Genomic DNA, 10,876 nt, shown 5'->3' with positions numbered 1-10,876 from the left:
AAGTACAAAACGCCCGATGCGGTGCATCGGGCGTTTGTGCAGCAATAAATACTGTCAACCTATTTTAGGACTGGACAGCCCGCCTTGCCGCGCAAGCCGTCGAGGCTGTAGGCGCCGCCGCCCGCCGCCGCGAAGTACAGGAAGGTGAAGCAGTACATCACGGCCATTTCACCGCCGTTCAGGATGGGCAAAAAGCCGGCCGGCGCATGCGCGATGAAATAGGCGGCCGCCATCTGGCCCGACAGGATGAAAGCGACGGGCCGCGTGAACAGGCCCAGCAGCAGCAGGGTGCCGCCCGCCAGTTCGATGACGCCGGCCGCGCCCATCAGGGAAAACAGTTGCAGGCCGTCGAACATGGCCACGTGCGGCGCGCCGAACAGTTTTGCCGTGCCGTGCTGCAGGAAGAGGAAGCCGAGGATGATGCGAAGCAGGCCCAGCAAACGTGGGGACCAGGTGGCGTAGAAGGCGGGCGTGAGGGTCATGAGGTACTCCATTCAAAAGGTGGATGGTTCGCTGTCAGACTGGCATTAACGCCGTGTCATTATGCGCGAGCCTGGTGGCGAACAGTCAGTCAGTACTGTAATGGTTTTGCATTCATTGATCATCGTGATAAATATTGATGGATGATTTACTGTTTGTTGATGATGGCATATGCTGCGCGCGCATGAAAAAAGCCCCGCGGATCGCTCCGCGGGGCTTTTCAATGCTGAGTATCAATGGCAGGTAAGGCTTACTTGACGATATTCACGGTCGGTGCAACGTAGGCGTCGTCGGCCGGGTGGGTGGGATGGGCCAGCTCGCTGTGCAGCTTGTCCATGTCCAGTTCTTTTTCCCATTTCGACACGACGATGGTGGCCACGCCGTTGCCCACAAAATTGGTCAGCGCGCGGCATTCGCTCATGAAGCGGTCGATGCCCAGGATCAGCGCCATGCCGGCCACGGGAATCGTCGGCACCACGGCCAGGGTGGCGGCCAGGGTGATGAAGCCGGCGCCCGTGATGCCGGACGCGCCTTTCGAGGTCAGCATCGCCACGCCCAGAATGGTCAGTTCCTGCCAGATCGTCAGGTCCGTGTTGGTGGCCTGTGCCACGAACAGGGCCGCCATGGTCATGTAGATGTTGGTGCCGTCCAGGTTGAACGAGTAGCCGGTAGGCACGACCAGGCCGACCACCGGTTTCGAGCAGCCCAGGCGCTCGAGTTTTTTCATCAGGGCCGGCAGGGCCGATTCCGACGAGCTGGTGCCGAGCACGATCAGCAGCTCTTCCTTGATGTACAACAGGAAGCGGCCGATGGAGAAGCCCGTGTACTTGGCGATGGCGCCCAGCACGACGAAGACGAACAGGAAGCAGGTCAGGTAGAACGAACCCATCAGCTTGGCCAGCGGGATCAGCGAAGCCAGGCCGTATTTACCGATGGTAAAAGCCATTGCACCGAAGGCGCCGATCGGAGCGACTTTCATGATGATGTTGACCATGCCGAAGATGGCATGCGACAGCTCGTCGATCAGCTTCGTGACGGGACGGCCGCGCTCGCCCAGCAGGGACAGCGAGAAGCCGAACAGGATGGCGATGAGCAGCACTTGCAGGATGTCGCCCTTGGCGAAGGCGTCGACGAAGGTCTTCGGGATGATATTCATCAGGAAGTCGACCGTCGACATGCCTTCGGCGTGCGTGTATTGCGCGATCGACTTGGCGTCCAGGTGGGCCGGATCGGCATTGAAGCCGGCGCCCGGTTTCAGGATATTGGCAACCAGCAAGCCGATGGCCAGCGCGAAGGTGGACACCACCTCGAAGTACAGCAGCGCCTTGCCGCCCACGCGGCCGATTTTCTTGACGTCCTGCATGCCCGCGATGCCGGAGACCACGGTGCAGAAGATCACGGGGGCGATGATCATCTTGATCAGCTTGATGAAGCCGTCGCCCAGCGGTTTCATGTCGACGGCGTTCGAAGGGTAGAACACCCCCAGCAGCACGCCGGCGACGATGGCGAACAGCACCTGCACGTACAGGATTTTATAGAATGGTTTTTTCACGAGTGGTCTCCTCTTGCGGGTTGATGCTGCGATCATCCGCCCATTGGCAGGCGTGCTCAATTGTGGATAACCGCAGATATGCATTTTCGCTATATCGGGTATTGCGCCATACAGCGCATGCTGCGGCGCAGCATTTCAGGCGTGCGCTTGGAGCATTGCCCGCGCTGCGCTACACTGCCGTAGCATCGCGCGCGAGGCAACTGGCAAATCGCCGGTTTCTTTATTTTTTACTACCAAATAACGACGCCGGACAAAACCGTAGCGAGCGGAAGGGAGTTGTGGCCGAGAAGCGCAACCGTACTGAAGTACGGTGAGCATCGCAGGCCGTAAACACCGACGCGCAGTAGGTTTTCTCCGGTGTTATAAGGAATGGCATGATCGAAGCGAGCATCAAGTCAGTGCAATGCATCTCCCCCGCAGGCCTGCACACCATGTCCTACAAGGAATGGGGTGCGCCCGACAATCCGAACGTGCTCGTCTGCGCCCATGGCGTGACGCGCGTGGCGGACGACTTCGACAGCCTGGCGCGCGCCATGGCCAGCGATTACCGCGTGATCTGCCCCGACGTGGTGGGACGCGGGCGCTCGGGCTGGCTGGCCAATCCGCAGTTCTACCGCATACCGCAGTACGTGAGCGACATGGTGACCTTGCTGGCGCGCGTGCTGGCCAACGGCGAACGCCAGACAGTGGACTGGTTCGGCACCTCGATGGGCGGCTTGATCGGCCTGGGCCTGGCTTCGCTGCCGGACAGCCCGATCAGCAAGCTGGTCTTGAACGATATCGGCCCCACGCTGGCGCCCGAAGCCTTGCAGCGCATCGGCGACTACATCGGCCAGGACTTGCGTTTCGATACCTTCGAGCAGGGCGCCAGATTCGTGCGCGACGTGTCCGCCAGCTTCGGCCCGCACACGGATGCGGAATGGCATAAACTGGCAGTGGACGTCTTGCGCCAGGACAAGGATGGTCACTGGCGCCGCCACTATGATATGGGCCTGGCCATGCCGTTCCGCTCGGCCACGCCGGAATCGGCGGCCAGCGACGAAGCCATGCTGTGGGCCGCGTATGATGCCGTGCGCTGCCCCACCTTGCTGGTGCGCGGCGCGGAATCGGATCTGCTGTCGCACGCGACGGCGCAGATCATGCTGGGCCGCGGCCCGAAGGCGCAACTGGTCGAGATCGAGGGCGTGGGCCATGCGCCCACCTTCATCCACGACGACCAGATCGCCATCGCGCGCCAGTTTTTGCTGGGAAAGTAATCAGATATCAAGCAGTACCGCTGTACCGATTTTGAAACAACCGAAAGAAGAAGCATGGAAATTACACGACTGCACGTAGGCAAACGCCTGTCTGAAGTAGCGATACACAACAGCACCATCTACCTGGCGGGTCAGATCGCCGAAGACACGACGCAGGACATCGTCGGCCAGACGCGCGAAGTGCTCGGTCACGTCGACCGTTTGCTGATGGAAGCGGGCAGCGACAAGACTTGCATCCTGTCATGCCAGATCTACATCGCCGACATGAAGGATTTCGACGGCATGAATGCAGTGTGGGACGACTGGGTCGCATCAAGCCACACGCCGCCGCGCGCCACGGTGGAAGCGAAGCTGGCCAATCCGGCTTGCCTGGTAGAAATCGTCATCATCGCTGCAGAACGCTAAGTTATTCAGTTATTGAGTTGTTAAGTTTATAAGGTATCACATGGTTTCCATCTCGGCCCCGAATAGCGCCACATCGGAACAACTGGTAGAGGGCTTGAGTGCGCCGGACAGCGCGCGCGTGCTGGATGCGCTCGCGTATGCCACCGCAGCGTATGGCGACAAGCAGACCTTTGCCGGCCGCTCCGCGCTGGAGTTCGCCATCGGCGTGGCTACTACGCTGGCTTTCCTGCGCAGCGATGCGGAAACGCGCATTGCCGGCCTGATGTTCGAGCTGACCCTGCTTGAGCCGGACACGGCGGCGGACATCGAGCCGCGCTTCGGCAAGCAGGTGTGCGACCTGGCGACAGGCGTGCGCCAGCTGATCCGGCTGCGCGCGCTGACCCAGGCGCAGCACGGCGGCGCCGGCGGGCGTGGCAAGAATGCGGCGCAGCAAGCCGTGGCCCAGGTGGAAACCTTGCGCAAGATGTTGCTGGCCATGGCCTCCGACATGCGCGTCGTGCTGGTGCGCCTGGCCGCCTGCGTGACGACCTTGCGCTACTTTGCCGACTTGAAGCTGTTCAATGAAATGACGCGCGAGTACGGCAAGGAAACACTGGATTTGTATGCGCCGCTGGCCAACCGCCTCGGCATCTGGCAGCTGAAGTGGGAACTGGAAGATTTATCGTTCCGCTTCATCGAGCCGGAAGCGTATAAACGCATCGCCAAGATGCTGGAAGAAAAGCGCATGATGCGCGAGGGCTTCGTGTCCTCGGCGATTCTGCGCCTGCAGACGGAACTGGCTTCGGCCGGCATCCAGGCGGAAGTATTTGGCCGCCCGAAACACATTTACAGCATCTGGAACAAGATGCGCGGCAAGGAACTGGACTTTACGGCCCTGTACGACGTGCGCGCCTTCCGCGTCATCGTTGCCGACGTGAAAACCTGCTACACGGTGCTGGGCGTGGTCCACAATATCTGGACCCCCATCCCGAAGGAGTTCGACGATTACATTTCGCGCCCGAAACCCAACGGTTACCAGTCGCTGCACACGGTGGTGACGGCCGAGGATGGCCGCCCGCTGGAAGTGCAGATACGCACGAATGAAATGCACAGCTTTGCCGAATACGGCGTGGCCGCGCACTGGCGCTACAAGGAAGAGGGCGGCTCGAACTTTGCCGGCCAGAAATACGACGAAAAGATCGCCTGGCTGCGCCAGTTGCTGGCCTGGAAAACGGAGGTGGCCGACGCCGTCGTGGGCCAGGAAGAAATCCAGCGCGAATGGGTGGAAAAGCTCAAGTCCGCCACCCTGGATGACCGCATCTTCGTCATGACGCCGCAGGCGCGCGTGCTGGAATTGCCCGTGGGCGCCACGCCCGTCGACTTTGCGTATCACCTGCATACGGACGTGGGCCACCGCTGCCGCGGCGCCAAGGTCGACGGCATCATGGTGCCCCTGAATACGCAGCTGAAGAACGGCCAGACCTGCGAAATCATCACGGCCAAGGGCGCGCCGGGCACGGCCGGGCCGTCGCGCGACTGGCTCAGCGCCGGCTACGCCGTCAGCACGCGCACGCGCTCGAAGATCCGCGCCTGGTTCCATGCCATCGACATGCAGGAAACCCTGGCCCACGGCCGCTCGCTGGTGGAAAAGTCGCTGCAGCGCGAAGGCAAGACGGCCGTCAACCTCGAGGCGTTGGCGCAAAAGCTCGGTTTTGCGAAGGTCGACGAGCTGTTCCTGTCGGTGGGCAAGGATGAATTCAGCCTGCGCCACGTGGAGCAGGCGCTGCACGACAATGGCGAAGTGGTGGTGCCGGAAGACGCCGTGCTGGTCGGCAAGAGCCGCGCCTCCAGCGTGGAGCAGGGCGCCAAGTCCGGCGTGCTGGTGGTCGGTACCGAGGGCTTGATGACGGTGCTGGCCAAGTGCTGCAAGCCGGCGCCGCCGGACAGCATCGTCGGTTTCGTCACGCGCGGCAAGGGCGTCTCCATCCACCGCGCCACCTGCAAGAATTTCGAGGAAATGCGCGCCAAGGCGCCCGAGCGCGTGATTTTTACCGAGTGGGGCAGCACGGGCCACGACACCGTGTATCCGGTCGACATTTTTATTCTTGCTGGCGACCGCCAGGGCTTGCTGCGCGACATCTCCGAAATCTTTTCGCGTGAAAAGATCAACGTGATCGGCGTCAACACCCAAAGCGCCAAGGGCCAGGCCCGCATGACGTTTACGGCCGAGATCAGCTCGACGGCGCAGTTGTTGAAGGCGCTGAATGTGATCAAGGATGTGAGTGGGGTGTTAGAAGCGCGGCGCAGTTGAGGACGTCTGACCAAACCTACTGCGCGTCGGTATAGGCGGCCTGCGATGCTCACCGTACCTTCGTACGGTTGCGCTTCTTAGCCACCTCTCCCTTCCGCTCGCTACGGTTTTGTCAGGCGTTGTGATGTTTGTTGAAATGCCTGTTAGTGGGTCTTGTCACCCTGATGCAACCCCGCCATTGCCGCCGTCTCTGGCTGCAAAGTAATATGGTCGATGCCATGCTTGGCCAGCAACATCTTCTTGATCGCGCGCAATACCTTTGGCCAATGGTCGAGGTGTTCGATTTCCACGTGGCCGATCAGGGCCGGCTGGCCCGGCGACATGTCCCACACATGCAGATCGTGTACGGCAATCACGCCGTCCACCTGCTCCACGTCCGTGCCCACTTCGATGTAGTCGATGTGGTGCGGCACGCCTTCCATCAGGAAATGGTAGGACTCGCGCAGCACGCCGAACGTGGATTTCAAAATCAGCAGCGATACCAGCACGGACAGCAGCGGGTCGATCTGCATCCAGCCCGTGAAGTAAATCACGGCGCCGGCGATGATGGCGGCGACGGAACCGAGCAAATCGCCCATCACGTGCACGAGGGCGGCGCGCGTGTTCACGCTTTGCTTGTCCTTCGATAATACCCACGCCACCACCACGTTGATCGCCAGGCCGATGAAGGCGACGATGAAGACCATGCCGCCCTTGACGGGTTGCGGGGCGGAAAAGCGCAGCACGGCTTCATAGCAGATCCAGCCCACCACGCACAGCATGGCCAGGCCGTTGACGAAGGCGGCCAGCGCCTCGGCGCGGCCAAAGCCGAACGAGTGGCGCGGCGAGGGCGGGCGGCGCGCGATCAGTTGCGCCAGCAGGGCCAGGCCCAGCGCGGCCGCGTCCGTGACCATGTGGCCCGCGTCGGAAATCAGCGCCAGCGAATTGGACAGGAAGCCGGCCGCCACCTCGATGCCGGCAAACGACAGGGTCAGGCCCAGCGCCCACGCGAGGATGCTCTGGCTGCGCCCCTCGAACGAGTGCGTGTGCTTGGCGTCGCCCTTCAGGTGGGCGTGCAAATGGGTGGCGTCGTGTTCGGTGTGCGTCGGCTGCATGGAATGCTTTGTTGAATGAGGTTGCCGTTAGTGTAAATGAAAAGTAACAAAATAGTCGGCACGAAAAAAGACCTGCAGGCCCGGAGGCGCAGCAGGTCTTTTCTTGATACGAAACAATATTACTGCGAGGCAGTCTCGCCAAACTTGCCTTCGCGGAAATCCTGCACGGCCTGGAACACTTCCGCCTGGGTATTCATGACAAACGGGCCATATTGTGCGATGGGCTCGTTCAGGGGCTGGCCGGCGACGAGGATCACGCGGCCGCCTGCGGGCGCTTCGATGCGCACGCCGTCGCTGCCTGGCGTATTGGCGAAGATGGCCATGCGCAGGGCGGGCACGGCCTTGCCGTCCACCCGCACTTCGCCGCGGAAGGCGTACAGGAAGGCGTTATGGCCTGGCGGCAAGGGTTGCTCGAAGCTGGCGCCGGCCGGCAAGTCGATGTCGAGGTACAGCGGCTGCGTCAGTTCGCGCTGCACGGCGCCCGCCACGCCATGGCTCTCGCCGGCGATCACTTGCACGGTCACGCCCGCGTCCGTCGTGTAGCGGGGGATTTCGCTGCTCGTGAAATCGCGGTACCACGGCGTGCGCATCTTGTCGCGCGCGGGCAGGTTCAGCCACAGCTGGAACCCTTCCATCACGCCCGCTTCCTGCTCCGGCATTTCCGAGTGGATCACGCCGCTGCCGGCCGTCATCCATTGCACGCCGCCCGAAGTCAGCAAGCCTTCGTGGCCCGCGCTGTCCTTGTGGCGCATGCGCCCCGTGATCATGTACGAGACTGTCTCGAACCCCCGGTGCGGATGCTCGGGGAAGCCGGCGATGTAGTCGTTCGGCTGGTCGCTGGCAAAGTTGTCGAGCATCAAGAACGGGTCGAGGCGGCGCTGCAGCTGCTGCGTCAGCACGCGGTTGATCTTCACGCCGGCGCCATCCATGACGGCCTGGCCGGCGATCACGCGCTCGACGGCGCGTGGCTTGTTGACGGTGGTGATGTCGCTCATTGTGTTCTCCAGTCGGGAGGAACGGCGCTCGCGCGCCGTCCCGGTTTGATGCCCATCAATCTTTGTATTTATACCAGGATCGCGTTGATCTCGGCATCGGCTAGCGCCTGTGCCTTGGCCACGGCTTCCGGACCCATGCCCATGCCTTCCGAATATACGTACTGCACGTCCGTCATGCCCAGGAAGCCGAACATGGTGTTCAGGTAAGGCACCTGGCTGTCGTTGGCGCTGTCGCGGTGCAAGCCGCCGCGGGACAGGCCCACGTAGACTTTCTTGCCGGTCAAGAGGCCGACGGGGCCGTTTTCCGTGTACTTGAAGGTGACGTTGGCGCGGGCAATTGCGTCGAACCAGCTTTTCAGTTGCACGGTGATGCCGAAGTTGTACATGGGCGCGCCGATGACGATGACGTCCGCCGCTTGCACTTGCGCAATCAGCGCGTCGTCCAGGGCGATGCGGGCCGCCTGTTCCGGCGTACGCTTGTCTGCCGGGGTGAACAGCGCTTGCAGGGTAGGTTCGTCGAGCACGGGATGCGGCTGGGCAGCCAGGTCGCGGCGCGCCAGGGCAGCGCCGGGGTTGGCTGCTTGCACGCGGGCAACGATGGCGTCAGCCAGGCGGGTCGAGGCGGAGCCGGTGCTGCGGGCGCTGGAATTGATTTGCAGGATGTTCATCTTGTTTTCTCCGTTGTGAGGTGTCTTGCGATGGATGAACTATAGCAATTCCAAAATTGATGCGGAAGCCGTTAAAATGGATAACATTAATCCACTCATGGAACAATTGAGCGTAAAGGTAAGCGATGGATATCGATCCCGGAGATTTGCTGCTGTTCGCCCGCGTCGTCGAGTGCGGTAGTTTCTCGCGCGCCGCCGTGCGCGTGGACTTGCCCAAATCGACCCTGTCGCGCCGCATCTCGCAGCTGGAAGCGAAGCTGGGCGAACGGCTGCTGCTGCGCACCACGCGCAAGCTGGCGCTGACGGAGTTTGGCGCCAGCCTGCTCGAACATGCGCGCAAGGTGGTGGAAGAGACGGAGGCGGCCGGCGCGCTGGCGCAGCACCGTCAGGCGGGCCCCAGCGGCTTGCTGCGCATTTCCATGCCGGCCGACTTCGGCGACGCGCTGATGCGCCAGGTGCTGGCCGAATTCGTGCGCCGCTATCCGGCCATTTCGCTGGAACTGGACTTGTCGGCGCGCCGCGTGGACTTGCTGGAAGAAAATTTCGACCTGGCCATCCGCATGGGCAACTTGCCCGACGACGCCAGCCTGGCGGCGCGCCGCGTGGCCTTCAGCACGCTGGCGCTATATGCCTCGCCGCAATACACGAGCGTGCACGGCTTGCCCGAGCATCCCGACGACCTGTATGGCCATGATTTGCTGAGCCTGCCCCGCGCCGTGCACGGCCTCGTGCACTGGACTTTGATGCGCGGCAAGACGACGTGGGAGCGCGACTTGCCCGTGCGCCTGCTGGCGAATTCGCCGGAATTGCTGGTACGCATGGCCTGCACGGGCGTGGGCATCGCGGCCAGCACGGACCGCTTCGCCAAGGCGTATGTGGCGACGGGGGAACTGGTGCGCGTACTGCCGGAGTGGAGTTTCCCGCTGGTCACGGGCTGGGCCGTGTTTCCCGGCCGGCGCTTGATGCCGGCCAAGACGCGGGCATTTCTGGACTTGATAGAGGAAATGTATCGCACGGATGCGCCCGTGTAGGCGCGCATCCCGCAGGCTTAGCTGGGCACGTTGCCCATGACTTCGCCCAGTTGCACGGGGCCGGCCGGTTGCCAGCTGGCATTAAATTGCACGGTGTCTTGCGGGAACAGCATCACGACGGTGGAACCGAGCAGGAAGCGGCCCAGTTCTTCGCCCTGTTTCAGCACCACATTGTCGTTGGCATAGCTCCAGTCGCGGATCTCGCCCGTGCGGGGCGGGTTGACGACGCCGTGCCAGACGGTGGCCATGCTGCCGACGATGGTGGCGCCCACCAGGGTCATGACGAAGGGGCCGTTGGCCGTGTCGAACACGCAGACGACGCGCTCGTTGCGGGCGAACAGGCCGGGAATGCCGCGCGCCGTCGTCGGGTTGACGGAGAACAATTCGCCGGGCACATAAATCATGCGCGTCAAACGGCCGTCGCAGGGCATGTGGATGCGGTGGTAGTCGCGCGGACTCAGGTACAGATTGGCGAAGCTGCCGTGCTCGAACTGCGCCGCCAGGGCCGCATCGCCGCCCACCAGGGCCGTGGTGCTGAAATGGTGGCCCTTGGCCTGGAAGATCTGGTCCTTGTCGATCGTGCCGAACTGGCTGATGCGGCCGTCGACGGGGCAGACGTAGTCGGCCCGGGCCAGCGGACGGGCATCGGGGCGCAGCGCGCGCGTAAAGAAATCGTTGAAGCTCGTGTAGTGCGTGATGTCCGGGTCCAGCGCCTCATCCATGTTGACGTTGTAGCGGCCGACGAACCAGCGGATCAAACGCGTGGTCATGGCGCCGCCCTTGGCGCCGGCGATGCGTCCGGCAAAGTTGGTCAGCGCGCCCTTGGGCAGCAGATATTGAGGCAAAACGGCAAGACGGTCAGACACGATGGGAAGCCTTTGACGGGGTGAGCGGAATAATGGCGAAAACGCATTATAGCGGCGATGTGGCGCGCAATGATATGCGCCGCATGCAAGGGGGCGTATCACAGTCTGCCACCGAATTTAATTTGCTCTAGGAAATATTTTCAGGAAACTGTGTCAGTGGGAAAAAATTGCAGCACAATACGGCGGCCTGTTTTTTAGCATTTAGCCATTTTTATTCAGCCAACTTTTTTCAGCCACGT

At 62.1% G+C, this 10,876-nt stretch carries 10 protein-coding genes; 4 read left to right on the top strand and 6 right to left on the bottom strand.

The window, feature by feature from the left end:
• Positions 1 to 59 precede the first annotated feature (59 nt).
• Positions 60 to 482: a DoxX family protein gene (locus tag AC07VI_RS12335; protein ID WP_492993707.1), complete on the bottom strand. Its 423-nt coding sequence runs from the start codon at positions 480 to 482 to the stop codon at positions 60 to 62.
• A 248-nt stretch (positions 483 to 730) separates the two neighbouring features.
• Positions 731 to 2,032: a dicarboxylate/amino acid:cation symporter gene (locus tag AC07VI_RS12330; protein WP_086145644.1), complete on the bottom strand. Its 1,302-nt coding sequence runs from the start codon at positions 2,030 to 2,032 to the stop codon at positions 731 to 733.
• Positions 2,033 to 2,406: 374 nt separating this feature from the next.
• Here AC07VI_RS12330 and AC07VI_RS12325 point away from each other — a divergent pair, with 374 nt between their 5' ends.
• From AC07VI_RS12325 to AC07VI_RS12315, 3 genes are read left to right on the top strand one after another with little or no spacing between them, the layout of a single operon-like run.
• On the top strand, positions 2,407 to 3,288 hold the full coding sequence (locus AC07VI_RS12325; protein WP_086145643.1) for an alpha/beta fold hydrolase: 882 nt from the start codon (positions 2,407 to 2,409) through the stop codon (positions 3,286 to 3,288).
• 54 nt (positions 3,289 to 3,342) lie between these two features.
• Positions 3,343 to 3,693, top strand: coding sequence for a RidA family protein (locus AC07VI_RS12320; protein WP_086145642.1), 351 nt, complete (start codon positions 3,343 to 3,345; stop codon positions 3,691 to 3,693).
• A 40-nt stretch (positions 3,694 to 3,733) separates the two neighbouring features.
• Positions 3,734 to 5,983 (top strand): RelA/SpoT family protein, encoded by a 2,250-nt coding sequence (locus AC07VI_RS12315; RefSeq protein ID WP_086145641.1) that lies wholly within the window; start codon positions 3,734 to 3,736, stop codon positions 5,981 to 5,983.
• 143 nt (positions 5,984 to 6,126) lie between these two features.
• On the opposite strand, the gene AC07VI_RS12310 is transcribed toward AC07VI_RS12315, so the two are convergent.
• The 3 genes from AC07VI_RS12310 to AC07VI_RS12300 form a co-directional block, all read right to left on the bottom strand.
• Entirely contained in the window at positions 6,127 to 7,077 is a 951-nt protein-coding gene (locus AC07VI_RS12310; protein ID WP_086145640.1) for a cation diffusion facilitator family transporter, read from the bottom strand.
• Between the two features lie 119 nt (positions 7,078 to 7,196).
• On the bottom strand, positions 7,197 to 8,072 hold the full coding sequence (locus tag AC07VI_RS12305) for a pirin family protein (RefSeq protein ID WP_086145639.1): 876 nt from the start codon (positions 8,070 to 8,072) through the stop codon (positions 7,197 to 7,199).
• 68 nt (positions 8,073 to 8,140) lie between these two features.
• The gene (locus tag AC07VI_RS12300) at positions 8,141 to 8,740 is read right to left on the bottom strand and encodes an FMN-dependent NADH-azoreductase (RefSeq protein ID WP_086145638.1); all 600 of its coding nucleotides are present in this window, start codon (positions 8,738 to 8,740) and stop codon (positions 8,141 to 8,143) included.
• A 125-nt stretch (positions 8,741 to 8,865) separates the two neighbouring features.
• On the opposite strand from AC07VI_RS12300, the gene AC07VI_RS12295 reads away from it, so the two are divergent.
• Complete coding sequence (locus AC07VI_RS12295; RefSeq protein WP_492993711.1) at positions 8,866 to 9,771, top strand: LysR family transcriptional regulator; 906 nt, start codon at positions 8,866 to 8,868, stop codon at positions 9,769 to 9,771.
• Positions 9,772 to 9,788: 17 nt separating this feature from the next.
• Here AC07VI_RS12295 and asd read toward each other — a convergent pair whose 3' ends face one another.
• Positions 9,789 to 10,637, bottom strand: coding sequence for an archaetidylserine decarboxylase (gene asd / locus AC07VI_RS12290; protein WP_086145636.1), 849 nt, complete (start codon positions 10,635 to 10,637; stop codon positions 9,789 to 9,791).
• Positions 10,638 to 10,876: the final 239 nt, after the last annotated feature.

This window comes from Janthinobacterium sp. GW821-FHT03A03 (assembly GCF_059421435.1).
This window is presented reverse-complemented; position numbering and strand designations above follow the sequence as displayed.